Source organism: Streptomyces flavovariabilis (assembly GCF_000725785.1).
Taxonomy (GTDB): Bacteria; Actinomycetota; Actinomycetes; order Streptomycetales; family Streptomycetaceae; genus Streptomyces; species Streptomyces hawaiiensis.
On record NZ_JNXD01000005.1, the window covers coordinates 257150 to 283965 of the forward strand.

Annotated in this window: 18 protein-coding genes; 4 read left to right on the forward strand and 14 right to left on the reverse strand. The window is 71.3% G+C overall.

Going from position 1 to position 26816, the window contains the following annotated elements:
- Positions 1–29: 29 nt before the first annotated feature.
- The 4 genes from IO24_RS0111870 to IO24_RS0111885 form a co-directional block, all read right to left on the reverse strand.
- On the reverse strand, positions 30–2234 hold the full coding sequence (locus IO24_RS0111870) for an ABC transporter ATP-binding protein (RefSeq protein ID WP_031134791.1): 2205 nt from the start codon (positions 2232–2234) through the stop codon (positions 30–32).
- 134 nt (positions 2235–2368) lie between these two features.
- Positions 2369–3127 (reverse strand): NUDIX hydrolase, encoded by a 759-nt coding sequence (locus IO24_RS0111875; protein ID WP_031134793.1) that lies wholly within the window; start codon positions 3125–3127, stop codon positions 2369–2371.
- Between the two features lie 129 nt (positions 3128–3256).
- Positions 3257–5176: a glycogen debranching N-terminal domain-containing protein gene (locus IO24_RS0111880; RefSeq protein WP_045296090.1), complete on the reverse strand. Its 1920-nt coding sequence runs from the start codon at positions 5174–5176 to the stop codon at positions 3257–3259.
- A 624-nt stretch (positions 5177–5800) separates the two neighbouring features.
- Positions 5801–7618, reverse strand: a complete 1818-nt coding sequence (locus IO24_RS0111885; RefSeq protein ID WP_037667763.1) for a DUF4192 domain-containing protein — start codon at positions 7616–7618, stop codon at positions 5801–5803.
- Positions 7619–7759: 141 nt separating this feature from the next.
- Between IO24_RS0111885 and IO24_RS0111895 the strand changes: the two genes are divergently transcribed.
- Together IO24_RS0111895 and IO24_RS0111900 are read left to right on the forward strand one after the other, a co-directional pair.
- Complete coding sequence (locus IO24_RS0111895) at positions 7760–9925, forward strand: RecQ family ATP-dependent DNA helicase (protein WP_031134799.1); 2166 nt, start codon at positions 7760–7762, stop codon at positions 9923–9925.
- Between the two features lie 311 nt (positions 9926–10236).
- Positions 10237–10848 (forward strand): hypothetical protein, encoded by a 612-nt coding sequence (locus IO24_RS0111900; protein WP_031134800.1) that lies wholly within the window; start codon positions 10237–10239, stop codon positions 10846–10848.
- A 282-nt stretch (positions 10849–11130) separates the two neighbouring features.
- On the opposite strand, the gene IO24_RS0111905 is transcribed toward IO24_RS0111900, so the two are convergent.
- The 5 genes from IO24_RS0111905 to IO24_RS40570 form a co-directional block, all read right to left on the reverse strand.
- Complete coding sequence (locus IO24_RS0111905; protein WP_078899179.1) at positions 11131–11760, reverse strand: hypothetical protein; 630 nt, start codon at positions 11758–11760, stop codon at positions 11131–11133.
- A gap of 62 nt (positions 11761–11822) precedes the next feature.
- On the reverse strand, positions 11823–12524 hold the full coding sequence (locus tag IO24_RS0111910) for a ribonuclease HII (RefSeq protein ID WP_031134805.1): 702 nt from the start codon (positions 12522–12524) through the stop codon (positions 11823–11825).
- Positions 12525–13135: 611 nt separating this feature from the next.
- Complete coding sequence (locus IO24_RS0111920; RefSeq protein WP_031134807.1) at positions 13136–14041, reverse strand: ADP-ribosylglycohydrolase family protein; 906 nt, start codon at positions 14039–14041, stop codon at positions 13136–13138.
- Between the two features lie 12 nt (positions 14042–14053).
- Positions 14054–14713 carry a histidine phosphatase family protein gene (locus IO24_RS0111925; RefSeq protein WP_031134809.1) on the reverse strand — a complete coding sequence of 220 codons (660 nt, stop codon included), beginning with the start codon at positions 14711–14713 and terminating at the stop codon, positions 14054–14056.
- 172 nt (positions 14714–14885) lie between these two features.
- Positions 14886–15491: a YdbC family protein gene (locus IO24_RS40570; RefSeq protein ID WP_037667765.1), complete on the reverse strand. Its 606-nt coding sequence runs from the start codon at positions 15489–15491 to the stop codon at positions 14886–14888.
- A gap of 152 nt (positions 15492–15643) precedes the next feature.
- Here IO24_RS40570 and IO24_RS0111935 point away from each other — a divergent pair, with 152 nt between their 5' ends.
- A complete protein-coding gene (locus IO24_RS0111935) occupies positions 15644–16177 on the forward strand; it encodes a TerD family protein (protein WP_031134813.1) in 534 nt (177 codons plus the stop codon).
- 82 nt (positions 16178–16259) lie between these two features.
- On the opposite strand, the gene IO24_RS0111940 is transcribed toward IO24_RS0111935, so the two are convergent.
- Positions 16260–19151, reverse strand: coding sequence for a vitamin B12-dependent ribonucleotide reductase (locus IO24_RS0111940; RefSeq protein ID WP_031134814.1), 2892 nt, complete (start codon positions 19149–19151; stop codon positions 16260–16262).
- Positions 19152–19316: 165 nt separating this feature from the next.
- Entirely contained in the window at positions 19317–19877 is a 561-nt protein-coding gene (gene nrdR, locus IO24_RS0111945) for a transcriptional regulator NrdR (RefSeq protein ID WP_031134816.1), read from the reverse strand.
- Between the two features lie 622 nt (positions 19878–20499).
- Here nrdR and lexA point away from each other — a divergent pair.
- Complete coding sequence (gene lexA / locus IO24_RS0111950; RefSeq protein WP_030845416.1) at positions 20500–21279, forward strand: transcriptional repressor LexA; 780 nt, start codon at positions 20500–20502, stop codon at positions 21277–21279.
- A gap of 181 nt (positions 21280–21460) precedes the next feature.
- Here lexA and IO24_RS0111955 read toward each other — a convergent pair whose 3' ends face one another.
- From IO24_RS0111955 to IO24_RS0111970, 3 genes are all read right to left on the reverse strand, one after another.
- Complete coding sequence (locus tag IO24_RS0111955; RefSeq protein WP_031134818.1) at positions 21461–23437, reverse strand: ATP-dependent DNA helicase; 1977 nt, start codon at positions 23435–23437, stop codon at positions 21461–21463.
- 234 nt (positions 23438–23671) lie between these two features.
- The gene (locus IO24_RS0111965) at positions 23672–24694 is read right to left on the reverse strand and encodes a GNAT family N-acetyltransferase (RefSeq protein ID WP_031134822.1); all 1023 of its coding nucleotides are present in this window, start codon (positions 24692–24694) and stop codon (positions 23672–23674) included.
- A gap of 82 nt (positions 24695–24776) precedes the next feature.
- The gene (locus tag IO24_RS0111970; protein ID WP_031134824.1) at positions 24777–26762 is read right to left on the reverse strand and encodes an IucA/IucC family protein; all 1986 of its coding nucleotides are present in this window, start codon (positions 26760–26762) and stop codon (positions 24777–24779) included.
- Positions 26763–26816 lie beyond the last annotated feature (54 nt).

Sequence of the window (26816 nt, forward strand, 5' to 3'; positions counted from 1 at the left end):
ATGGCCGGACTAAGGGTTACGGACAGTCGTCACCGGAACCTGCTGCGCAGGGTGGTGAGCAGATACGCGCAGAGCAGCGCGGTCAGCGACAACGTCAGTGCCCCGCCCACAGGTTGGGAGATCAACGTGAGCGCGGCCTCCAAGTAGCGCTCTCCCCCGAAGGGCCATCGCGGCAGGAGGGTCTCTCGCAGTCGCTCGGGAAGTCCGGCCGCGGTTCGCACGGACGGTCCGTTCACGAGCTTGTGCACGACGGGGACGACGAGGAGGGGGACGGCGGCCACTGCGGCGAGTCCCGCGGTCGTGGACCGGAAGACACCGGCGGCGAGTACGCCGGCCCAGGCGCAGCCGACCACGAGCCCGATCCAACTCGCACTCAGGGGGAGCCAGTCGGCGGGAACCTGGGCGAGTTCCCGTCCGTAGACGAGATAGAGCACCTCGGCGTCACAGCCGACGGTGAGGACGGCCAGTACGAGCGCGGTGGCCGAGGCGACGACCAGTTTGGCGGCCAGCAGCCCCAGCCGGCGGGGCACGGTGCCGCGGTCCGCCGCCAGGGCGGGGTGGCGGAACTCGTCGCCGAAGGCCAGCGCACCGAGCAGTCCCGCGCCGAGCGCCGCCGGCGGCAGGGGCAGCTCCTGCGGCCATGCGGCCAGCAGACGCGGCTGCGGAGTGTGCCCGATGCGCGCGAGCACGACGGCGGTGACGGCGGACACGGCGAGTACGACGGCCCCCGTCAGGAACCCGGTACCGATCCCGGCGGCACGGCGGATCTCGTAGCGCAGGGGGCGGAGGGGACTGGGCGCGGGGCGGACGGAGATGGGGGGCGGCAGAGGGGGCAGCGCGTCGAGCGTGCGAGCCGAGCGGGTGCCGGGGCGGGGTGGACTGGGCGCGGCCGCCGTCGCCGTCGCCGTCGAAGGACCGTCGCTCGGGTGGCTGGTCGAGGAGGCGTCCAGGGGTTCGTGCGGCTCGGCGGCGGGCTGCGGGTGCCCGAAGGACAGCGACGGCTCGCCTGTGATCGGGCGGGGCGCGTCAGCGAGGGGTCGCGGCTCAAGTGCGGGTCGGAGCTCGGTGGAGATGACCGCAGGGTCTGCGGAGGGAGGCGACGGCTGTGCGACCTGCTCCGGTGCGGCTTGCTCCGGTGCGGCTTGCTCCGGTGCGCCTGAGGGAGATTTCGGCTCAAGCGTGGGTCGCGGCTCGGTTGTGAGGGGTGTGAGATCTGTTGCGAACGGCCTCGACGGGTCGCGGGACGATGCCGGCTCTCCGGGCCGGGGCGTAAGGGGCGCCCGGTGCGTGTCAGTGACGCGCCCGTGCTCGGCGAGACTTCCCTCACGCGGCCCGCTTGGCTGAGCGAGGCCCGCACCGGGCCCCATGTCTCCGACCTCGTCGGCGAGTTGGTGAACCACGATGCCGTGGCGGAACGCGATCTCGCCGATGTCCGCGCAGGTACCGCCGTACACCGAAAGGCGGTTGCCGCCCTCTCGGACGACTTCGACGGAGCGCTGTGAGGTGCGGGCCTGTTTGGCCAGGAGCGCTGCCAGACGGGCCGCGTGCGGGCTGCGTACGGCGACACGGGGGCGGAGGCGGGTACGCGAGAACTCCGCCACCTCCTGGTCGGCCACGAGCCTGCCCTGCTCCAGCGTGACGACCCGGTCGGCGGTGCGGGCGGCCCCCTTGGGGTCGGCCGTGGTGAACAGGACCGTGCCCCCCTGGGCGGCGTGGGCGCGCAGCATGCCGTGCAGCCAGGCGCTCTCGCGGGTGGAGAGCCCGGCGGCCGGGTCGTCGAGGACGAGGGTGTGCGGGTCGGCCAGCAGGACGCAGGCCAGGCCGAGGCGGCGGTCCATGCCGCGGGAGAGGGTGCCGAGGCGTTCGTCGCGCAGACTCACGAGCCCGACCGCATCGAGGACTTCGTCGGCACGCCGGACCGGGACCCCGGCGGCGGCACACAGCATGCGCAGATGACCGCGGACGGTGCGGGCGGGATGCCCGGGCACGTCGCCCAGCAGCACGCCGACCTCGCGCGAGGGATGGGCGATGCGGTGCAGGGGGCGGCCCCGGAAGTGGGTGATGCCGCGACCCTGTTGGAGTTCGAGCATGAGTCTGAGAACCGTCGTCTTGCCGGCGCCCGGTGCTCCGAGCAGCGCGGTGATGCGACCCGCCCGCGCCTCGAAGGAGACGTCTTCGGCTGCGGGCGGAAGGTCTTTGCGGGGGTTGCTGGTCAGTCCGAAGGCCTGGATCACTCACAGCAAGATAGCGCGCTATGTCCGGTTTTTCGGGCATCGCAGGGCTTGCCTCCGGCAGGACCCTCCCCCATGACCGGGCTGCGGGGGGGAGCGAGTTCCGGGCCCGGCACCGCCCGCGCTCGGCCCGCCGCTCACACCTCGGGGCGCAGCATCGGGGGGTTGAGCAGCGTCGCGCCACCGGCGCGGAAGAGCTGGGCCGGGCGTCCGCCCTGGCGGGTGGTCGTCCCACCGGTGGGGACGAGGAAGCCGGGTGTGCCCGTGACCTTGCGGTGGAAGTTGCGCGGGTCGAGCGCCACGCCCCACACCGCCTCGTAGACACGGCGCAGTTCCCCGACGGTGAACTCGGGCGGGCAGAAGGCGGTGGCCAGCGACGAGTACTCGATCTTGGAGCGGGCTCGCTCCACTCCGTCCGCGAGGATCTGCGCGTGGTCGAAGGCGAGCGGCGCGGCCGGCTCGGCGTCACGCCCGTAGCCGCCCTGCTGCAGCAGTTCCTCGACCGGAGCCCAGCGGGCGTTGCTGGCATCTCCGCCCGCCCTGGGCGCGGGCAGGTCGGGAGCGAGTGCGAGGTGGGCGACGCTGACGACTCTCATCCTGGGGTCCCGCTTGGGGTCTCCGTAGGTGGCGAGCTGCTCCAGATGTGCGCCGTTGTCCTGGGCCGGAACGGCAGGGTCGTGGACACGCAGTCCGGTCTCCTCGGCCAGCTCGCGTGCCGCGGCCTGCGCCAGGTCTTCGTCGGCCCGTACGAAACCGCCGGGCAGCGCCCAACGCCCCTGGAACGGCGGTTCGCCCCTGCGTACCGCCAGCGCGCACAGGGCATGGCGGCGCACGGTCAGCACGACCAGGTCCACGGTGACGGCGAAGGGCGGAAACGCTGACGGGTCGTAGGGCATGCGGCGATCATAGTCGTCTGCCTGACGATAAACACTCCTTTCACCGGTCCCTTCACCCAGTGATCCACTTCGGTCCGGCAGGAACTTCACCGCCTGCCCTCTTGTCCTGAACGGGCACGTCGTCGCACGTCACACTCCCAGTTGCAGTCCGTCGGCCGCCTCCTCGACCATGGCCAGGCCCAGTCTGCTGACCCGTACGGAGAACGGGGCACCCGCCACGCGCAGTCCCGTGAAGCCGATCTCGCCGAGGGGTGCGCTGCGTACGGGGCGCAGGGTGACCGTCCCGGCCGGGGCGTCGGGGCGGATCCCGGCGAGGGTGGTCAGGAGGAGGACTCCGGCGGCCGCCGCTGTGGCGGCGGGGCGGCAAGCTGCCGGGTGCGGGAGCGGAGCGCTCCCTTCCGTACGTTGCTCCCCCGCGTACATCTCGGGCAGCCGGTGGGCGAAGGTCTCAGCGGCCTCGAGTACGCCGCGCAGCAGTGAGGTCGCTTCCTTCTCGTAGCCGGCGGCAGCCAGTCCGGCGACGGCGAGTGCCGTCTCCTGGATCCGTACGGCCCCGGCGCGGTGGCCGAACGGATTGAACCCCGGTTCCCTCGCACCCAGCCCGCGCAGGCCCCACCCCGAGTCCATGACCGGGCTGCCGAGCAGCCGGGCGAGGTGCTCGGTCCGGACCTTGTCGAGCAGGCCGGGCGCCGGCTCGCCCCCGCCCAGCAGGCCCCTGTCCAGGAGGTGCACGGCGGCCGCGCCCAGGTGGGGCACCAGGCTGCCGTCCGGCGCACGGGCCGCCGCGGGCCGGCCGCCCCCACGGTCTTCGATCCAGAAGTCCTGCCGGAACGCGGTCCGTAAGGCCTGCGCCCACTGCCGGAGTGCCGCTCCCCCCGCCCGGCCGCAGGCGTCGAGCAGGTCGGCGCCGAGCAGGGCGGCGCGGTGAGCGTGTGCCTGCGTCTCGCAGCGGACGAGCCCGCCCTGGTTCGGGTCGCGCAGGTACGTGCCGTCGCCCGCGGTGGTCCGCAGCCATGCCAGGCAGCGCTCGGCGGCGGGCAGCAGCTCTTCCGTCTCCTGGTCGGGGAGGCCCCAGCGGCGGGCCTCGGCGAGTAGGGCGGGGAAGAGCAGCGTGGCCTCTGTTCCGGTGCACTGCGGCGGAAGGTGCGGCCCGGCGTCCCTTCTGGGGCCGGGGATCATTCCGGACTGCGTTCCGGATCCGGGGAGTTGGGTCCGGGCGAGGATCCGCAGCGTTGCCGCGGCGAGGCCGGTGCCGAGCGGCAGCGCCATCCGGGCGGCGACGAGCGCGTCGGCGGGAGCCAGACCGCAGCGCCAGGGCGCCCCGGCCGCGAGGTGGGTGTCGGCGGGGTTCGCGGAGTCACGCAGAAGGAGTGCCTGGAGGTCCTCGATGCTCGTCCGCAGGAGGGCGGGGACTCTCAGGTCGTCGGCCTCCGCACGCGCTGCGGCCAGAGGGCTGGTCGCGGCGCGTCCCATGGCTCGCAGGGGCCCCGCGCCGTCCGGCCGCACCCGCAGTTCGACGGTTCTGCTGCCGCCGGGCGGCAGGTCGAGCTCCCACCGCAGCAGCCCGGTCGAGGCAAGGGCGTCCGAGGGAGGCGGTTCGGCCGTGACGGACGCGTTGCCGGTGGCGCAGGACCAGCGCAGGCCGCAGCCGTGGACACTGGCGGGGAGTTCGGGCCCCGCGCTGCCGGAGGCGATCGCCCCGAGATCGGCCAGGTCCGTGCCCAAGACGATCTCGACCGGTAGCCGCAGCGGGCGGGGAGCCGCGCTGTGCAAGGTGATCCGCTCCGTGCCGTCCGCGAAGCGGTTCCGTTCCACGATCAGGTCCGGGTCCGGGCCCGCCTGCGGGGAGGTGCGGAGTGTGCCCACGAACCTGGCACGGTCGGCCGAGGCCATGCGGGCCTGTACCGCGAGGGGTTCTCGTCCGGCGACGCGGACCTCACACCGGGAGAGCACGCGCCGGCCGGCACGGTAGAACCCCTCAAGACCCCGGCCGGTCAGCTGTCCCTCCTCGGTCGAGATGGCCAGGCCGGGAAGGGCGACACAGATCATCGCGGTGTGGGCGGGGGGCAAGTCGGCGGACCAGCGCAGTCCGGGGATCGTGGCCCCCCGGGGCGGGGGCGACGACGAGTGCCCTCCGGGGGAGGGATTCCGCCCCTGAGCGATGGGCGGGGAGGCTGAGCCGTATCCCAAGCCCGTATCAGGGCGACGATTCTGGCCTGCCCACCGAGGGGACGAACGCCCCGGTCCCGGTGACGACGGTGGGCGCGAGTCGGGGCCGGTGGGCGCGGAGGGGTATGACGAGCTGCCGGGGAACCTCGGTCCGTAACCGTCGACACGTGCCGCTGGTCGCGGAGGGACGACCTGGTCCCCCACCCGCGGCGCCCCCGCCCCGGGCGGGTCGAGATCCGCCCCGAGGGGCGGCGGGGGGCCGCCCTGGGGGCCGCGGCCGTCGGCGGCGGAGGGCGGAGTCGGCTGTTGCATGGGAAGGCTTCCTCTGCGCTCGGTGCGCCTCGATCGGGTTCGGCGCCGGTGCCGGAGGGCTCCGGCGGGGCAGGGGCAGTGCGGCGTCACGGCGTCCAGCCGTTCCGCCATCTAGGTGAACGGCGGGAGCGTCCTCCGAGTCACGCCCGTGGCCCGGCCCCACGCGCCTGGGTGCCGCCGCCCGGCGGAAGCTCACTCCTCGCCGTCCGTGCTGTGGCCGGGCAGTACGCCTTCCTGGCCCGTGTCCCGGCAGGGCATGGCTGCCTTCTTGGACGTACGCGCACGCGTGCCGCCCGTTCGCACGCTGCCGGGCCGTGCGGTACCCGCCGTTGCCGCACGGCCTGGGCGAGGGCCGGTTTCGGTAGCACCGGCACGGTGTGCGGTGCCCGCCGGTGTGCGCCGGCGGGGAGTCCGGGCGCCCGTGTCACGGTCTTCCGCGCCGGTACGGCCGGGGGCTGCACCGGTGGTGCCGACGGGACGGGAACGGCGGCGACGGCGTGACGGGACCCCTGCCGGTGAAGGCTTGTCGTGCGACTCGCCTTCGTGCGGCACCACTGCTCGTGAAGGCCTGTCGTGCGACTCGCCCCCGGCCGGCACCACTGCTCGTGAAGGCTTACCGAAGGGCCGGAGGTCGGGGGGCGCCGCTACCGGTGAGGGACTGTCGTGCCGCTCGAGGTCCCGCGCCGCGCTCGTCTCGCATTCCTCGGACGCGTCACCGTCCGCCCGTGCTTCCAAGAGGTCGGTCCCCACGCTCCCACGGCCTTCGCGCTCCGCTCGCAGGCAGCTGCGGATCGACTCCGGGTCGAGGCCTTCGTTGCAGGCCTGGTGCAGGAGTCGGGCGAAGAGGTAGTCGGGATCGGCGCCCAGGGCCATGGCAAGGGCTTCGCGAGCCTCCAGTTCGTCGTCGGTGGACCAGGCGACCCAGCCGGCGAGGGTGAGCGGCGCAGCGGCATGTTCGCCGTACGGCCCGACGCAGCGGCGAGCCAGTGCCCGCCAGAGGCGAAGGGCGCGCCCGGCTTCGTCTCCCTCCATCCACTCGGCCGCGCGGTCGCGGGTCGCTCGGTCCTGGAGGCCGAGGATCAGCCGGGCGGCCTCGTCGTGCCCGAGCAGTTCGTCGTCGCGGAGATCCGACAGGAGGACGCCGGAGACGGGCTGCGCCTCGGCGAAGCGGTCCAGGACCCTCCCGGCCAGTTCCAGCGTCTCGTCGGCCACGGCGGCCCGGCCCGCTTCGTCCAGGATCTTCGGCACCAGCGCCATGCTGGCGGTGTCCAGGGCGGCCTCCTGCTCGAGGGCCGCGGCGTTCTCCCAGGGCAGCAGCCGGGCCCGGAGCTCCCGCAGTGTGCCGCGGACCTGGATACCGGCGTAGGTGGCCGCCGCGGCCAGCACGGAGGTGCCGGGCAGGCCCATGGGGGCTCCGTCGGGGGAGCAGCATGCTGCGTTGTCACAGCAGTAGGACCAGTAGCGGCCCTCCGAGATGCACAGCGCCTCGACCACCACCACGCCGAGGGAACCGCACTCGACGCGCAGCCTCTGGGCCAGGGGCCGCAGCCGCTCCATGACCTGCCGGCCGGTCTGGCCCTTGTCCGGTTCCTGGCACAGGAAGGCGACCATCGACTCCGGCCGTGCGCCTCGGCGCTCGCTGCCCGTCACGAGGCCATGGGACAGTTGCCGGGCTGCGGACGGCCAGTCGTCCGCGTTCGCGGGGATACCGAGCCGGGCCCGGCCTCCGAACCGCCCGCGTCCGTCCCTGTCGTGCAGGGCGACCAGGACGATGCTGTCCTCGGGGCGGTATCCGAGCAGGTACGGCAGGGCGTCGGCCAGTTCGGCCGGGGTGCGCAGGGTGACCTGATGCTCGCCGTCGTGACGGTCGTGCGCGGGGCCGGGGCCGTGCAGCCGGGACGCGTCGCTCGCCTTCTCGCCCTGTTCACCGTTGTTGTGCCCGCTCTGCGCCTCGGGCCCGGTGATGTCACCGTTCTCGGGGGATCCGGTCGTTTCGCTGTGGTTCGTCATGCGAAGACGATCTCGCGGAACGCAAACCTCCGCTTGACCCTGTGGATAAGTCCGATCAGGGACACGTCAGCCAAGGCCGGCTCGTCCACAACCCTCGGTGCGCCGCTCCGGATGTCGGTGCCGTCCTGTTGTATGGAACGCATGGAGCACACGAGCAACGCGGAACTCCGGGCGGCGGCCGACGCGGTCCTCACCCGTCTCGTCGGGGACGTCTCGGGAGAGGCCCGGCTGCGCGAGGACCAGTGGCGGGCGATCGAGGCGCTGGTCGCCGACAGACGCCGGGCCCTGGTCGTCCAGCGCACGGGCTGGGGCAAGTCCGCGGTGTACTTCGTGGCGACGTCGCTGCTGCGGGCGCGGGGCAGCGGTCCGACCGTGATCGTGTCCCCGCTGCTCGCGCTCATGCGGAACCAGGTCGAGGCGGCCGCTCGGGCCGGCATCCACGCCCGGACCATCAACTCCTCCAACACGGAGGAGTGGGATGCAGTTCAGGACGAGATCGCCGCGGGTGAGGTGGACGTCCTGCTGGTGAGTCCCGAGCGGCTCAACAATCCGGACTTCCGGGACCAGGTGCTCCCCCGGCTCGCGGCCGCCACCGGTCTCCTGGTGGTGGACGAGGCCCACTGCATCTCCGACTGGGGCCACGACTTCCGGCCGGACTACCGCAGGCTGCGCACCATGCTCGCCGACCTCCCACCAGGAGTTCCGGTGCTCGCGACCACCGCCACGGCCAACGCGCGCGTGACGGCCGACGTCGCGGAACAACTCGGCACCGGCGGCAGTTCGGACGCCCTGGTGCTCCGGGGCCCGCTGGACCGGGACAGCCTGAGCCTGAGCGTGCTGCGGCTGTCGGACGCCGCGCACCGTATGGCCTGGCTCGCCGAGCACCTCGACGAACTGCCGGGGTCCGGAATCATCTACACCCTCACCGTGGCCGCCGCCGAGGAGGTCACCGCCTTCCTCCGCCAGCGGGGGCACACGGTCGCGTCGTACACGGGCAAGACCGAGAACGCCGATCGTCAGCAGGCCGAGGAGGATCTGCTCGGGAACAAGGTGAAGGCGCTGGTCGCCACCTCAGCGCTCGGAATGGGATTCGACAAGCCGGACCTGGGGTTCGTCGTGCACCTGGGCTCGCCCTCCTCCCCCATCGCCTACTACCAGCAGGTGGGCCGCGCAGGACGTGGTGTGAAGCATGCCGAGGTGCTTCTGCTCCCGGGCAAGGAGGACGAGGCGATCTGGAAGTACTTCGCGTCGCTCGCCTTCCCCTCGGAAGACTTGGTGCGCCGCACGCTCGACATCCTCGCGCACGCGGAGAAGCCTTTGTCGCTGCCCGCCCTGGAGCCCCTGGTGGAGCTGCGCCGCTCCCGCTTGGAGACCATGCTCAAGGTCCTCGACGTGGACGGGGCGGTCAAGCGCGTCAAGGGCGGCTGGATCGCGACCGGGCGGCCGTGGACGTACGACGCCGAGCGGTACGCGTGGGTGGCACGTCAGCGCGAGGCCGAGCAGCAGGCCATGCGCGCGTACGCGACGACGACCGACTGCCGGATGGAGTTCCTGCAGCGCCAGTTGGACGACGAGGCCGCCAAGCCGTGCGGTCGCTGCGACAACTGCGCGGGTCCGCGCTTCGCCGTCGACACGTCCGAGGAGGCGCTCGACGCCGCGCGTGTGGACCTGGGCCGGGCAGGTGTCGAAGTGGAGCCCCGACGGATGTGGCCCACCGGGCTGCCGGCGATCGGAGTGGACCTCAAGGGACGCATCCCGGCCGGCGAACAGGCCGCGTCGGGACGCGCACTGGGACGGCTGTCGGACATCGGGTGGGGCAACCGGCTGCGGCCCATGCTCGCACCCCAGGCCCCCGACGGGCCGGTGCCGGACGACGTGGCGAAGGCGGTGGTGGACGTACTGGCCGACTGGGCCAGAGGTCCCGGCGGCTGGGCCCCGGGTGCACCGGAGAGCCGGCCACGCCCGGCGGGCGTCGTCACCGTCGCCTCGCGCTCGCGACCGCAGCTGATCAACTCCCTCGGGGCCCGCATCGCTGAGATCGGCCGGCTGCCGCTGCTGGGCTCGGTCGAGTACACCGGTGACGCGCACTCGGGCTCCCGGAGCAACAGCGCCCAGCGGCTGAAGGCACTCGACGGGGCTCTGGTCGTGCCGCCCGCCCTCGCGTCCGCCCTGGCCGAGGCCCACGGCCCGGTCCTCCTCGTGGACGACTACACGGAGACCGGCTGGACCCTCGCGGTCGCGTCCCGCATGCTCCGGCGCTCCGGTGCACAGGGGGTGTTGCCGCTGGTGCTGGCCGTGCAGGGCTGACGGCGTGCCTTGGCCGGCCGGCTGCCCCGGCGCACACCTCTGGACGCCGCACACCACCATGACGTACGAACGTGTCGTGCTCGAACGCCCCATGGGTGGTCCGGCGACGCGCGCGGTGGGGATATTAGCCGCGCATCATCTGATAACGGTCGGGCGCCTCAATTGCTCGTTGCCGCATTCAAGTTCGACAGGAAGAATTGAGGTCCGCTCCCGCACGGCTCGCCGGCCGCTCCGGTAGGCCTTCGCTGCGGTGCGCGCTCCCAGGAATCCGACCCCGCCCGCAGTGTGGGCGCGTAGCCGAAGGGAGGACCGTGACCTTCGGATTCGCTCCGGCCTCGGCAGCGGCGTCGACGTCCGCCGCTTCCGCCAACCGCTTGCTCGAACCCGCGGAATGGGCCGCCGCCGGGATCCCATTCCTGCGCAACCCCCGTGAGATCGTCAGCGGGCTGCACGCCCGTCACCACCCACAGCCTGCGACCGCTGTCGTCGCCGTGCTCGACCCGGACGAGCGGCTGCGGGCGAGCGCCTCGTTCGTGCGCCGTCCGGCCCCGGCCGACGGCTGGATGTTCCGCAACACGCTGCTCGCGCAGCTGCGCCGGGTCATCCCGCACGATCTGCGCCGCCGCACGCCGGTACGCACCGCGGTGCTGCTCTACTGCCGTGAGGGCGACGCGCGTTGGACGGAGGAGGACGGCGCGTGGATGTGGGGGCTGCGCGACGCGTGCACCCTGCACGGGCTGCGCTGCGGGGCGTACATCACGCTGACTCGTGACGGCTGGCAGGTCCTGGGCGAGGGCCGTGGCGGGCGTCGCCCTCACTCAGCTTCGGCGCCGGAGCCGTTCGCTACGTCGGAGGCACCGCCGCCCATACCGCGCACCGGCGGCGCCTCCGAGGTACTGCGCCGCGCAGCGGCGGCACGCTGAGCCCCGGCCGGACCGTTCCGCACGGATCCGGGACCGCGTCCCGTCGGGCGGCACGCTCCGATGCCTGCGAGGGCATCCCGGCAAGCACCCGAACCCTGACCTGGCCGAGCCGCGAGCACGGCGGTCTGCCACAGCAGCCGAAGCACTCCCCAGCTCGGCCAAGACCTCACGCGGGAACGGCCTCCCGCCCTGCGGGAATGGTGAACCACCCGCCGTGCGGCGCCGCCGTGGCGGCGCCCGCAGTCACCCCCCCAGCGCACCTCCGGGCGCTACGGCACCGGCTCAGACGCCCGCGCCCAGCACCGAGTTGATCCGCTGCGGGTCGCCGCAGACGATCAGCAGGGCGCCGGCCCGGGAGTGGGCCAGGGACAGAGCGCTCACGGCTGCGGCCTCGGGACCGCCGTTGACGGCGACCACGACCACCGGACGCGACGCGGCGCGGGCCGCGATGGCGGCATCCGTGTAGAAGACGTCGTCGCCGGCGTCGTGCTGGGCCCAGTAGGAGGCTTCACCGAAGGACAGCTCGTGGGCGGCCCACGGGTGCTGCTCCCCGGTGGTGATCACCAGCACGTCACCGGGGGCACGACCGGAGTCCAGCAGCAGGTCCACAGCCTCCTCGGCGGCGTCGAGCGCCCCCTCCACGGAAGCCGGGATCAGCTGGATCTGCGGGGTGACCGCAGTGGCGGCACCGGCGGCGGGACCCGACGGGGCGGGCTCGGCGGCCACCTCGCGCGGCGCACGTTGCGCCGGCGGCGCCGGCCGGAGAGGGCCGGGGCGACCGGGACGCGACAGAGCCGCGGGACGGGGGCCGGGTACGGGACGGGGGGTCGGCGCGGTGCGGCCGCTGGCCGGAGTGGCGCGGGGACCCTGGGCACTCTCGTGAATCTGAGGCTCCTCGGGAATGAGAGGCATGACTTGATATTTATCAAACGTTGGTACGACCCGCGTCGGCGGGTGGCGTGCGAACGAAACCGTCAGAAATCGAAGCCGAGCTGACCCTCGATTTCCGGAACACTTCCGTCCGCCCAGCTGCGGACCTTCTTGAGGTGCCGCCACTGGGGCAGCGCATCAAGATACGCCCACGACAAGCGGTGGTAGGGGGTGGGGCCCCGCTCCGCCAGTGCGGCCTTGTGCACGGGTGATGGATACCCGGCGTTGTCCGCAAAACCGAAGTCTGCATGGTCGATACCCAGTTCGGCCATCATTTTGTCGCGCTGGACCTTGGCGATCACCGAGGCCGCGGCGACCGCCACGCAGGACTGGTCGCCCTTGATCACCGTACGGACCCGCCAGGGCGCACCGAGGTAGTCGTGCTTGCCGTCGAGGATGACCGCGTCGGGACGGACCGGCAGTGCGTCCAGCGCACGCCCCGCCGCGAGCCGCAGCGCGGCCGTCATGCCCAGGGTGTCTATCTCCTCCGGGGAGGCATGCCCCAGCGCGTACGACGACACCCAGGTCCGCAGTTCCTCGGCGAGGACGGTACGTCGTTTGATGGTGAGCAGCTTCGAGTCCGTGAGCCCCTCGGGCGGACGGCGCAATCCGGTGATCGCCGCGCAGACGGTGACGGGACCGGCCCACGCGCCGCGCCCCACCTCGTCGACACCTGCAACGATCTTCGCTCCGGTCGTGGCTCGAAGGGAGCGCTCGACGGTGTGAGTAGGCGGTTCGTACGGCATGGCGCCCCTAGATTACGCCGCCCGGAACCGCCCGCGACACCCCGGTCCGCCGCGTCCGCGTCGCGGCGGGTGAGACCCCTGGTCAGGCATCGTTCGGCCGCAGCAGCGAAACCGTCAACTGGTCGATCGTCTCCTCGACTTCGCGATCCTGCCCGTCACAGCCGCACATCCTGGAGCGGTACATCACCATCGCCGGTTCGGCGTCGAAGACCTAGCCGTTCGCACCCTCGGGGCGCACCTCGCCTCGCTTGATCCCCCGGTTGGCGGCTTCTCGTGACATCTCATGGTTGGCTCCGGGAATCCCTCGAAGATCCCGCCCCTGGAAAGGTTCGGCCTGCACTCTGTCACACTCGTGAACCGCTGAGCGAAGCGCGAAACGGCCACCGGCGGTAGACCGCGGCCTTGCCGGCCCAGGCGCGCCGACGACGACACCCTCCACCGTCAGGCCGTTCCAGCCGACCGCGGGGTTCACACCCAGCGCGGCGGCGGGAATCGCGCGTTCGTGTGCGCGCCCCGACGGCTCGCACAGCGAAGGTCAGGACAACGGTCGGGTGGTCACGGAGAGTTCCCGGTGCGCACGGTGAGTTTCTGAGAGTGACAGGGCCCTGGGGTCAGGCCGACGTGGGCACCCAGTCCGGAAGCGGTTCCGTCCGCTCGACCCACTCTGCGGGCGGTGTCCCCGCCTTCCCTGCGGCGATCACGCCGCCGACAATGGCGCACGTGGTGTCGACGTCCCCACCCACCTGGGCGGTCGTCCAGAACGCCTGCTCGTAGTCGCCGAGACTTCTGGCGGCCGACCAGAGGGCGAAGGGCACGGTGTCGTGGGCCGTCGTACGCCGTCCGCACCCCAGTACCGCCGCGACCGTGCCCGGGTCGCCGTAGTCGAGCATGTCCCGGGCCCGGCGGAGTCCCGCACCCACGGCGCTCTTCGGCACCAGGTCGATGACACCGTCGAGGAGGGCTTCGGCGCCGGGCGGTCCGTCCGGGGCGGCAGCGAAGGCGGCTGCCGCGGCGACGGCCATGGCTCCGACGACGGCCTCGCGGTGCTGATGGGTGGTGTAGGCCGAGATCTCCGCCTGGTGGGTCGCCTGCTCCGGATCGTCGGCGTACCAGGCTCCCAGCGGGGCGATCCGCATCGCCGCGCCGTTGCCCCAGGAACCCTGTCCCTTGAAGAGCGCGGCGGCGAGTTCCCGCCAGTCCCCGCCTTCCCGGACAAGACGCAGCAGTCGGTTGACCGCAGGACCGTAGCCCCGGTCGAAGTCGTGGTGCTCGGCGAAAGAGCGGGCGAGCGCGTCCTGGTCGATGCGGTGGTGGGCGGCCAGGACGGCGACGACCGAGCCGGCCATCTCTGTGTCGTCCGTCCACTGCCACGGCCCGGACGGCACCTCGCGGCGCTTCAGCAGCGGGTAGTTCACCGGCACGAAGTACTGGGAGCCCAAGGCGTCCCCGACGGACAGTCCGCGCAGGCAGGCCAGGGCGCGGTCCAGGCGCACGTCGGGGGAGGAATCAGCGGTCATCGCCCTGCCACTCTATCCGGTGACCCCGTACGGCTCGGGATCTCGCCAGCGGTCGAACGGCCGGTCGAGCGTGTACTTGCCGTCGTCCCCCAGAACGAGCATCCGCACCTCACCGTTCCCCGGGTTCGACAGCGACTCGAACTCCGCGACCGTCCAGTGGAACCACCGCATGCAGAACAGCCGCATCGCCAGGCCGTGGGTGACGATGAGGACGTTCGGCGGGTGGTCGGGGTCCTCGAAGCTGCGGAACAGGCTCTCCAGGAATCCGCCGACCCGGTCGTAGACGTCGGCGCCGGACTCGCCCTGGGCGAATCGGTAGAAGAAGTGGCCGTAGGCGTCCCGGTAGGCCTTCTGGAGGCGGACCTCGTCCCGGTCCTGCCAGTTGCCCCAGTCCTGCTCACGCAGCCGGGGCTCCTCGCGCACCCGTATGAGTCCGGGGTCGAGGTGGAACGCGCGCAGGGTCTCGTGCGTACGACGGTACGGGGAGACGTACACGCTGACCCGCTCGTCACCGAAGATCTCGCGCAGCTGCTCGCCCGCCGCCTCGGCCTGCCGTCGGCCGCGCTCCGTCAGCGCCAGGGCATGGTCGGGTTCACGCTCGTAGACGGAGTCATCAACATTGCCCGTTGACTCGCCATGCCGGACAAGGACGATGCGCCGTGGTCGTGCCATGCCAAGACCCTAGATCGGGTGAGGGCCGCTGGAGCACTCCCACGGCCCCCATACAGCGTAGGTCACACGATTCCTGCACCACAGGTCACACCGGTCGCACGCATGTTCGATCGGAACAGCGCTGCCCGGGTTCCCCGGAGTCAGCACCGTGCCCGGAGCAGTCCCAGCGGAATCAGACCGTCCAACCCGACTCCATGTCCACGACGTCCCCCGTGAGCGCCGCCACGTCCGCCTCGGTCTGCGCCCTCAGGGCCAGCCGCTCCACACGTTCGGTGCGGTATTTGCCGTGCTCGGCGGCTGATCGCCACATCGACAGCACCAGGAACTCGTTCCCGGGTGCCTCACCGAACAGCCCGCGCACCATTCCGGGCGAGCCGGCCATCGCCGGGTTCCAGACCTTCTCCTGCATCAGCACGAAGTGCTCGGCCCGCTCCTCGTGGATACGGCAGAGTGCCACCCGGAGCAGGTCGGCGTCCGTGAAGCGCGGTTCGAAACCGGTCTTCACGTCGAAGCGGTAGTCGAAGAGCCTGACCTGGGCGTTCTTGAACGTGCCCGTCTGGGCCGACGCGAGCCGGTCGTGAGACCGCGCCATGAAGGAGTCGTAGAAGGCGCGGCTCTCCCAGAACGCGAAGATGTGCGCCACGTCCTGCCGCCCTCGGCTCCAGCCACCCCCCTGCCCGCGAAAACCCGGCTCCCCCAGAAGCCCCGCCCACTTCCGCTGCCCCCGCTCGAAACCGCGGCGGTCCACCACGGTGCAGCGAATCCACTTGACCAGCACCGCGCCATGGTAAGGCCACGGAGCGTGGCGTCGGTCACTCTCGGCTGGACCGCTCCGCCACGCGCGTATCGCGCGCGTGGCAGGATGGACAAACACTCATGGACGCCCGTCAGTTGGGGCCAACGGACGGGTCGACGGGGAAGGGGACGCTGGTGGACGGGCTCAACAAGGGGCTTCGCAAGGTCGAGATCGCGGTGCGGTGGGATCCCAGTCCGGCGGGGCAGCCGTCCACCGATCTGGACCTGGTCGCGGCGACCTATCCGGCGGACGACCCGCACGGCGATCCCGCGTACGTGGTGCACTTCGACAGCCGCTCCCCCGACGGCACCATCACTCTCAACCGGGACAGCAAGGATGGCCAGGGCTTCGGCTACGACGAAGTCATGACGCTGGAACTCGACCGGCTCGACGTCCGGTACGCGCGCGTGGTGGTCGGAGTCGTCATCCAGCAGCGCCCGGCGGAGCGCACCTTCGTCAGTGTGAGCAACCCTGGACTGCGTATCCGCGAGGGGTACACCGTCCTGGCGGAGGACCACTTCGGCGGGGTCCTGGGGGCGACGGCGGCGACGGTCGCGGAGTTCACCCGGGACGGCTCCGGTCCGTGGGAATTCCGCCCGGGAGTCCGTGGTTTCGAGGGCGATCCCGTCGCCTTCACCAGGACGATGGGTGCGGCACAGCGGCCCTGACCTCGCCACCGACGAGGCAGAAACGACGAGAGGGGCACCGCCCGCAGGCGGTGCCCCTCCGTCATCGGCTCAGGCGTCGGTGTCAGCTGCAGCCGCTGGTCGAGCCGCAGCCCTCGCAGATGTAGCAGGAACCGGCGCGCTGCATCTTCGTACCGCAGGAGAAGCACAGCGGGGCGTCGGCCTGGATGCCGAGCTGCATCTCCACCAGTTCGGCACTGGTGTGGGCCTGCTGCGGGGCGGGCTTGACCGCCTCATCGGCCTCCGGAGCGGAAACGGCCTTCAGCTCCTGGGCGCGCGGCGCCGACTGGGCCAGGCCCTCCACGTCCACCTCGTCGTCGGACGGCTCGTAAGACCCCGTCTCCAGATGACGCTGACGCTCCTCGGCCGAGTGGATGCCGAGCGCGGAGCGCGTCTCGAAAGGCAGGAAGTCCAGCGCCAGGCGGCGGAAGATGTAGTCGACGATCGACTGCGCCATCCGCACGTCCGGGTCGTCCGTCATACCGGCCGGCTCGAAGCGCATGTTGGTGAACTTCGAGACGTACGTCTCCAGCGGCACGCCGTACTGGAGGCCGACGGAGACCGCGATGGAGAAGGCGTCCATCATGCCCGCGAGGGTCGAGCCCTGCTTGGACATCTTCAGGAAGACCTCACCGAGACCGTCGTCCGGGTAGGAGTTGGCGGTCATGTAGCCCTCGGCACCGCCGACGGTGAAGGACGTGGTGATGCCGGGACGTCCCTTCGGGAGGCGCTTGCGGACCGGGCGGTACTCGACGACCTTCTCGACCGCGGTACGGATCGTCTCCTCGGCCTTCTCCGTGATCTCTGCCTTCTCCTTCTCCTTGGTCTTGGCGGAGAGGGGCTGGCCGACCTTGCAGTTGTCACGGTAGATCGCGAGCGCCTTGACGCCGAGCTTCCAGGCCTCGAAGTAGATCTCCTCGACCTCCTCGACGGTCGCCGTCTCCGGCATGTTGACCGTCTTGGAGATGGCTCCGGAGATCCACGGCTGGATCGCGGCCATCATGCGGACGTGGCCCATCGGGGAGATGGCCCGCTCGCCCATGGCGCAGTCGAACACCTCGTAGTGCTCGGGCTTGAGACCGGGGGCGTCGATCACGTTGCCGTTCTCGGCGATGTGGGCGACGATCGCCTCGATCTGCTCTTCCAGGTAGCCCATGCGGCGCAGGGCCTGCGGGACGGTGCCGTTGACGATCTGCATCGAGCCGCCGCCGACGAGCTTCTTGAACTTGACCAGCGCGAGGTCGGGCTCGACACCGGTGGTGTCGCAGGACATCGCCAGGCCGATGGTGCCGGTCGGGGCGAGCACGGACGCCTGGGAGTTACGGAAACCGTTCTTCTCGCCGAGGCGCAGCACGTCCTGCCACGACTCGCTGGCGGCGGCCCACACCGGGGTGTCCAGGTCGTCCATGCGGACGGCCTTGTCGTTGGCGTCCGAGTGCTGCTTCATGACGCGCTTGTGGGCGTCGGCGTTCCGGGCGTAACCGTCGTACGGGCCGACCACCGAGGCGAGTTCCGCGGAGCGGCGGTAGGCCGTGCCGGTCATCAGGGAGGTGATGGCACCGGCGAGCGAGCGACCGCCGTCGGAGTCGTAGGCGTGGCCGGTGGCCATCAGCAGGGCGCCGAGGTTGGCGTAGCCGATGCCGAGCTGGCGGAACGCGCGCGTGTTCTCGCCGATCTTCTGCGTCGGGAAGTCCGCGAAGCAGATCGAGATGTCCATCGCGGTGATGACCAGCTCGACGACCTTCTGGAAGCGCTCGGCCTCGAAGGACTGGTTGCCCTTGCCGTCGTCCTTCAGGAACTTCATCAGGTTCAGCGAGGCCAGGTTGCAGGACGTGTTGTCCAGGTGCATGTACTCGCTGCACGGGTTCGACGCGGTGATCCGGCCGGACTCGGGGCAGGTGTGCCAGGTGTTGATGGTGTCGTCGTACTGGATGCCGGGGTCGGCGCAGGCCCAGGCGGCCTCGGCGATCTTGCGGAAGAGCGACTTGGCGTCGACCTCCTCGATGACCTCACCGGTCATCCGGCCGCGCAGGCCGAACTGGCCGCCCTGCTCGACGGCCGTCATGAACTCGTCGTTCACGCGGACCGAGTTGTTGGCGTTCTGGTACTGGACGGACGCGATGTCGTCGCCGCCCAGGTCCATGTCGAAGCCCGCGTCGCGCAGGACGCGGATCTTCTCCTCTTCCTTGACCTTGGTCTCGATGAAGTCCTCGATGTCCGGGTGGTCCACATCGAGGACGACCATCTTGGCGGCGCGGCGGGTGGCGCCACCGGACTTGATCGTTCCTGCGGAGGCGTCGGCGCCGCGCATGAAGGAGACCGGGCCGGAGGCGTTGCCGCCGGAGGACAGCAGTTCCTTGGAGGAACGGATCCGGGAGAGGTTCAGGCCGGCCCCGGAGCCGCCCTTGAAGATCATGCCCTCTTCCTTGTACCAGTCGAGGATCGACTCCATGGAGTCGTCGACGGACAGGATGAAGCAGGCCGAGACCTGCTGGGGCTGCTTGGTGCCGACGTTGAACCAGACAGGGCTGTTGAAGCTGAAGATCTGGTGCAGGAGGGCGTACGCCAGCTCGTGCTCGAAGATCTCGGCGTCAGCGGGCGAGGCGAAGTACTTGTGGTCCTCCCCGGCCTTCCGGTACGTCTTCACGATGCGGTCGATCAGCTGCTTCAGGCTGGTCTCGCGCTGCGGGGTGCCCACGGCACCGCGGAAGTACTTGCTGGTGACGATGTTGACCGCGTTCACCGACCAGAAGTCGGGGAACTCGACGCCACGCTGCTCGAAGTTGACCGAGCCGTCGCGCCAGTTGGTCATGACGACGTCACGGCGCTCCCAGGCCACCTCGTCGTAGGGGTGGACCCCAGGGGTGGTGTGGATGCGCTCGATACGCAGGCCCTTGCTCGCCTTGGGGCTCTTGGCGCGGGAACTCCGTGCCGGACCGCTCGCCGTCTCTGTCATGCCGCCTCCCTGTACGGGCGAAAACGCCCTGAAGTGCCCCGTTGTTCCCGTGGCACGGTGTTCTGTCTGGTGTTACGGGCGCGCACTCACACCGCCCGCAACAGGTCTTCTCATCGCCGCCGCCCGGCCGGGCCCCGGAGCTGCCTTCCGGGTCCGGCCCGCCGGTCAGTCGGCGGCGCCTGCGGGCTCGGGGATCTGTTCCGTCCCCTGGGGCCCGCGGTCGTCTTCCTGGCTCCCCGCAGCCGCGTCCGCGCGGCCTCCGTCGTCCGCTTCGGGGTGTCCCGTCTGTGCCCTGAGTTCCTCGATGGCCGCCTCGAAGTCGTCGAGCGAGTCGAACGCCCGGTAGACGGAGGCGAATCGCAGATAGGCGACGAGATCGAGCTCCTGCAACGGGCCGAGTATGGCCAGCCCCACGTCGTGGGTGGTCAGCTCGGCGCTTCCGGTGGCCCGCACCGCCTCCTCGACCCGCTGGCCGAGCTGGGCGAGCGCGTCCTCGGTGACGGGCCGCCCCTGGCACGCCTTGCGCACACCATTGATGATCTTCGTACGGCTGAAGGGTTCGGTGACTCCGGACCGCTTCACCACCATGAGCGAGCACGTCTCCACGGTCGTGAAACGACGGGAGCAGTCAGGGCACTGGCGGCGCCTGCGGATCGATGTGCCGTCGTCGGTCGTGCGACTGTCGACGACACGGCTGTCGGGGTGCCTGCAGAAAGGGCAGTGCATGAACTCCCAACCCTCCTCACAGCAGACTCAATAGCCTCGCCGGACCTCTTGCGCCCCACGAAGCAGCCCCAAGCATAGGCGATGACCATGGGCCTCGAGACCCGGGGGACCACAACTTCTGGGCTGCTGCCGCAATCCAACCACTAGATGTGGGGATTGGCTCATACATCCACGCCGTTCCCGCGTGTCGCGCGCGTAGGCGCAGGTGCCGTGCGGCAGACCATTCCGCACCGGCCTCGCACCCCTCTGGAGACGCTGCTGCGACGGCTTCGTCCGGGACACGGCGGCATCCGTTCCCGCACAGCCGTATCGCCGCGGCACATGCGGAGATACCGTGGGCGCCGCGAGGAGGGGACGTGGGACTCCCGCACAGATGAGAGCTGGCCCCGGGGCAGGGGAATGCCGGATGGCAGACTGGGGACACCAGTCCACGAGGCGATCACCCCGGCGGTGAAGAGTACAGCAATGGGCCCTTTTGCCCGCCAGGTGGCGCGGCCGCCAATACACCCGGACACATGATCGCGTCCGGTGATTCGCGATTTTTCACTCGAACGTGTGTTTGGCGCAACCTTTCGAAAGCAACTACCGTTGTCCAGCAGGGAGACCATCGAGAGGGGCCGACGTGACCACCACCGCAGACAGTGCCGCCATTACTGCCCAGGACCGCTCCCAGGGCCGACTGGAGCCGGTGCATGCGATGAACGAAGCCACGAACCCTGAGGGGCACAAGCGCTCCCTGCCGGGCCGACCTCCCGGCATCCGGGCGGACAGCTCCGGACTCACCGATCGCCAGCGCCGCGTGATCGAGGTCATCAGGGACTCCGTGCAGCGGCGGGGCTACCCGCCGTCGATGCGGGAGATCGGTCAGGCCGTCGGCCTTTCCAGCACCTCCTCCGTCGCACACCAGCTGATGGCCCTGGAGCGCAAGGGTTTCCTGCGCCGTGACCCGCACCGCCCGCGGGCGTATGAGGTGCGCGGTTCCGACCAGGCAGCCTCGGTGCAGCCCACGGACACGGCGGGCAAGCCGGCCGCGTCGTACGTGCCGCTGGTCGGCCGGATCGCCGCCGGTGGCCCGATCCTCGCGGAGGAGTCCGTCGAGGACGTCTTTCCTCTCCCCCGCCAGCTCGTCGGCGACGGTGAGCTGTTCGTCCTGAAGGTCGTCGGTGACTCGATGATCGAGGCGGCGATCTGCGACGGCGACTGGGTCACGGTGCGGCGTCAGCCGGTCGCCGAGAACGGCGACATCGTGGCCGCGATGCTCGACGGCGAAGCCACCGTCAAGCGCTTCAAGCGCGAGGACGGCCATGTCTGGCTCCTGCCGCACAACGCGGCCTACGAGCCGATCCCCGGTGACGACGCCACCATCCTCGGCAAGGTGGTGGCCGTACTGCGGCGCGTCTGACAGCGCGCAACCTGTCGGGTGGGCCCATAGGGCCTGCCCTCTGACCGGGCCCCGGGACCCCTGCGCCGGTTCCGGGGCCCTGCGCTGTCCTGGGGTGGTTGCCGTCCCCGAGTGAGCCCCCGAAGGCCCATGCAGATGGGGTTGGCCGGTGACTCAGCTGCCGCAGGCCAACCCCCGCAGCTCATTCGTCTGCCGACTGCTTGGCAGCCGCGTCGATCGACGCCAGCGACTTCCGTACCTGGTTACGGTCCGTCGTGAACCAGAAGTCGGGCAGTGACGCCTTCAGGTAGCCCCCGTACCGGGCCGTCGTCAGACGCTGATCCAGGACGGCGACCACCCCGCGGTCGCCCGACGCCCGGACGAGACGGCCGGCGCCCTGGGCCATCAGGAGGGCGGCGTGGGTGGCGGCGACCGCCATGAAGCCGTTGCCGCCTGCCTCCTCGACAGCCTTCTGCCGGGCGCTCATCAGGGGGTCGTCCGGGCGCGGGAACGGGATCTTGTCCATGACGACCAGCTGGCAGCTGGGTCCCGGGACATCCACGCCCTGCCAGAGCGACAGAGTGCCGAAGAGGCAGGTCTTCGGGTCGGCCGCGAAGTTCTTGATGAGCTCGCCGAGCGTCTCCTCGCCCTGCAGGAGGATCGGGAACTCGGGGATACGGGAACGCAGTCCTTCGGCGGCCAGCTGGGCGCCCCGCATCGAGGAGAAGAGGCCGAGGGTGCGGCCGCCCGCCGCCTGGATCAGCTCCGTGAGTTCGTCGAGCATGTCCGCGCGATCGCCGTCCCGCGCCGGACGCGCCAGGTGCTTGGCGACGTAGAGGATGCCCTGCTTGCGGTAGTCGAAGGGCGAGCCGACGTCGATGCCCTTCCACTTCGGGACGTCGTCGCCTTCGGTGCCCTCGGGGGCCAGGCCCAGGGAAGCGCCTACGCCGTTGAAGTCGCCGCCCAGCTTCAGCGTCGCGGACGTCAGGACCACGGATCGGTCCGCGAAGAGTTTCTCCCGCAGCAGTCCGGAGACTGACATGGGGGCGACGCGCAGGGAGGCGCCGAAGCGGTCGTGGCGCTCGTACCAGACCACGTCCCACTCGGAGCCGTTCGTGATGCGCTCCGCCACGTCGTGCACGTTCTCCACGGAGGCGAGGGCCTGCTTGCGGACGGCGTCCTCGTCCTGGACGGACTTGTCGCGGGTCGCGCCGATGGCGGAGATGACCGTGCGGCACGCGTCGCGCAGGGCCATGAGGGCGTACCCGAGGTCTTCGGGAATATCCTCCAGACGGCCCGGCAGCGCCAGCTCCATCAGCCGTTCGAAACCCTCGGCGGCGGTCTGGAGCTGGTCGGCGGCCTTCTCGTTGACGAGCTTCGCGGCACGGCGCACCGCGCGGTTGACCTGGCCGGGAGTGAGTTCGCCGGTGGCGACTCCGGTGACCCGGGAGACCAGCTCGTGCGCCTCGTCGACGATCAGCACCTCGTGCTGCGGGAGAACCGGGGCGCCCTCGATGGCGTCGATCGCGAGCAGCGCGTGGTTGGTGACGACGACCTCGGCGAGCTTGGCCCGCTCACGGGACATCTCGGCGAAGCACTCCGCGCCGTACGCGCACTTCGAGGCGCCCAGGCACTCCCTCGACGACACCGACACCTGCGCCCAGGCCCGGTCCGAGATGCCGGGTGTGAGGTCGTCGCGGTCTCCGGTCTCGGTCTCGTCGGCCCAGTCGCGCACCCGCAGCAGGTCCTGGCCCAGCTTGCTGGTGGGTGCGGCGGCCTCGAACTGGTCGAAGAGGCCCTCCTCCTCGTCCTGCGGGACGCCCTCGTGCAGTCGGTGCAGGCACAAGTAGTTCGACCGGCCCTTGAGCATCGCGAACTCCGGGCGGCGGCGCAGCAGGGGGTGCAGCGACTCGACCGTTCTCGGCAGGTCGCGTTCCACCAGCTGTCGCTGCAGGGCCAGGGTGGCGGTCGCGACGACCACCCGCTCCCCGTGCGCCAGCGCGGGCACGAGGTAACCCAGCGACTTGCCGGTGCCGGTGCCGGCCTGGACCAGCAGGTGGGAGCCGTCGTCGATCGCTTCCTCGACGGCTTCGGCCATGGCCACCTGACCAGGGCGCTCCGTACCGCCGACGGCAGTGACGGCGGCATGCAGGAGTTCGGGGAGTGAGGGCTTCGTCATAGCGCGACCACCCTACGACCCTGCACTGACAAACGGGTGATCAAGGCGGGGGCGGGGGCTGGGATCAAGGCCGTGGGCTCCTCGGGGGGGGTGGGGTGGCGGCGTATCGACCGGCTGCGTGAGTGCCTGCTGTGTGAGTGGGGCCGTGCCGAGCTGCTCGAAAGTATTCGCGCGCGGGTGGGAACTGCGGCGGCACGGGCCGCGTTCATTGAGTGATGGCGCCGTGACACAGCGCTACAACAGGTGCCGGAGGGACCGGTCTCGGACCATGAGGGCGGCCCGCTTGGCGGGCAGGTCGACCTCGGCGGAGAACCGGAAGCCGGCGGTCAGGAAAGCGGCGACGGAGGGGGTGTTGCGAATGTCGGGTTCCGCGATGACGCGTGCGCAGGAGGGCCGCTGTGCGAGAGCGAGGTCGGCCACGGCCCGGAGCAGCAGACCGCCGAGGCCACGCCCCCGATCGGCGACCCCACCGACCAGGAGATGGATCCCCGTGTCATGCGGTCGGGCGGGGTAGTGCCGGGCCAGCGGGTCGAGATCGGCCCGGTAGATCTCCCAGTAGCTCATCGGTGCTCCGTCCAGTACGCCGATGCACGGCACGCTGCGTCCGTCGCCGGCGAGTTGGGCCCGCAGGTGGTCCTCCGTCACGTCCTGCGGTCCTGACAGCTCCCAGAACGCCGCGGCGGCGGGGTCGTTCATCCAGCGGCAGATGAGCGGAAGGTCGCGTTCGAGGCGCGCGGGGACGAGGTGGAACACGCCTGCCGGCGTGTCGGCCGGGCCCCATTCGGCGACGCGGTCGAGGAGGTCGTCATGGCGCAGGACGACGGAGAGCCCGGGCGGCCCATCCGTCGCCGTGTGGGAGAGGGAGGGCAGCGCCGTGTCCTGGTCCCCCTTCCGGGCTCCGTCACCGTCGAGCGCGTCAACCGCGGCGAGCGCGATGAGCTCGTCCGGGAGCCGCAGGTCCATGGTGTCGTCGTTGTGCCCGCCCTCTCCGAGGTGCTTGCCGGTCAGCGCGCCGGGATCTGCATCGGCCGTTCCGAGGCGGGAGTCGACGCGGCCGAACGTGTCGGCACCGGCGAAGTCCCTCGGGAAGTCTCCGTCGCAGGCGCCGGACTCGGCATCGGCGCAGGCAGCGGAGTCGGCGTCGCAGTCGGTGCCCGGTCCGGCGTCGGAGTCGGTAGGGGACCCGGTGCCGGAGGCCGCGTCGGCCATGCCAGGGGCGGCGATACCGGTCTTGGCGATCGGGTCGGAGGGAGGCACCGAACGCTCCTCTCGAAGAGGGGGGTGGGGCATGTCCCCAGGGATGAAGGAGGTCAGTTGTGGTCAGGGCCGATCAGGGCGGTCAGGGGTGCAGGGGGTTGGCGATGGTGACGTAGACGGACTGGGTGTCGACCGGGCCGACGAGTTCGTCGAGACCGTGCAGCCGGGTCAGCAGGTTGGCCTTGCAGCGCAGGACAGGTGAGTCGAGCAGCCGGTCGGGGAGCGAGGTGCGCAGCCGGGCCGGTCCGGAGGCGACGTTCCCGAGGAAGCGGCGGAAGGCGGCGAGCAGCAACCGCTCGTCGGCCAGCCCCTGGGAGCCGAACGCACCGATGAGGCCGAGCACGTTGTTGACCACCAGGTAGTACACGAGCCGCTCGTCGGTGACCTCGTCGCAGACGAACGTGTCGCTGCGCTCTCCGATGCCGGGCAAGCGGGCGTCGAGGTCCGCGCGCCGGGACTCGCGGAAGTAGTAGCCCTGGTTGTCGCGGTACCGGCCGCCTGTGGGCCAGCCGTCGGCATCCAGCAGAAGCAGGGTGTTCTGCTGGTGCGCTTCCAGGGCGACGCCGGCCTCACCGTCCAGCCAGAGGACAGGACGCACCACGTGCGCTAGGTAGCGCAGGAACCACTCGGCGGCGACGGCTCCGCGGGGGCGGCCGGTGCGGCGGGCGAGCCGCGTGACGACCTCGGCCAGCCGGGACCGCAGGGCCGGGCCGTGCTTCTCCAGGCCTCCCGAAGCGTCCTCGGGCGGGGCCGGGGAGCACGGGCGCTGCGAGACGAGGCCGGCGACGCAGGAGACGTCGTCCGAGGGGCTGAACGGGTTGTGGCGGATCACCACGTCCAGTCCGGGCATCGGGGCGCCGTCGGCCGTGTCGACGGCGAGCCAGGCCGGGTCCCGAACGATGTCGAAACCCGGGTGCACGGACTGCCACTGCTGTGCGAGGCCGCTGCGGAGCAGGCGGTGGACCTCGACACCTCGGTGAAGTTCCTTGCGGAGGTTCTGGCGGCGGGAGTTGGTGATGCGCACGCCCAGCGAGAGCTTCAGCATCGCGGGGGCATGGGTTCGGTAGACGGTTCGTACGGAGGAGGTGGGGTGCCAGTGAGGGCCGTGGGTGCCTAGGTCACGGAGCAGTCCGGTGTCCAGCAGGGCGGCGGTCTCCGGGCGGTGCCGGACCTCGTGCGCCTGCCAGGGGTGCAGGGGCAGCAGGGCGTATCCGTCCGGGAACGCCGGCGCGGTCCCGGCGAGGCGGGCGGTGAGCCGGGGCGCGGCGACAGGGCGGCCACGTTCGGTCCAGGAGGAGTCGGTGGCGAGGACGGAGGGAGCGACAGCCATCCAGTGCAGAGGGAAGGAGCCGCGCGACTCGGGCGAGTACAGACGGGCTTCGGTCTCGGAGAGTCCCTCGCGGCTCTTAGGGGTTGGGTGCAGGGGGTGTCCGAGGACGAGTGCCTGTTCCGCGGACAGGAAGAGGTCGGGGCCGTCGGCCGGGCGTTCCCGCCGGTCGGTGACGAAGGCGGCGACACGTCGGAGGGAGTCGGCAACACCTGCGACGAGCCCGACGCCGTCGCGGAGAGCGACGGGGGAACTGGGGGCGACCGTGGGGAGGGAGTCGTGAGCGCGGCTGCCGGCAGAGCCGTCTGCGGACGTCTCTCTCGTGAGCAGGGCGGCGATCGTGACGGCGTCGGCCGGTGAGGCGTGGTCGGGAGCACCGGACAGACGGGGAGGGCCGAAGCGGTGCCAGCCTGTCGGAGACCAGTAGCGGACCGGTGCGAGCAGGGCCGTGCCGCTGGCGGGAAGGGGGATGCGCAGCACGCCGTCGGCCGGGGCGGACTGGCCGGTCTCGCGCGCCCAGCAGCGGAGCAGGTTCTCCACGGCGGCGGCCTGGGCGACGGTGCCCGGGTCGGGATGCTCCAGGGGGTCGGTGACATGGCCTTCGCTCAGCCCCTGGGTGGGTTTCGCCGCCGGCCGCTGGTGCGGGACTCTCGGGCGCGGCGATGTCCCCGACGTCCGGGCGCCTGCGGAGCCTGGTCCCGGCGTCGGTGCGTGGTCGTCGGGGTGGGGGGTGGCGTTCACGGCAGGTACCTCGTGGGATGGTTCCGGATCATGCGGATGGGGGCTGCGAGCCGA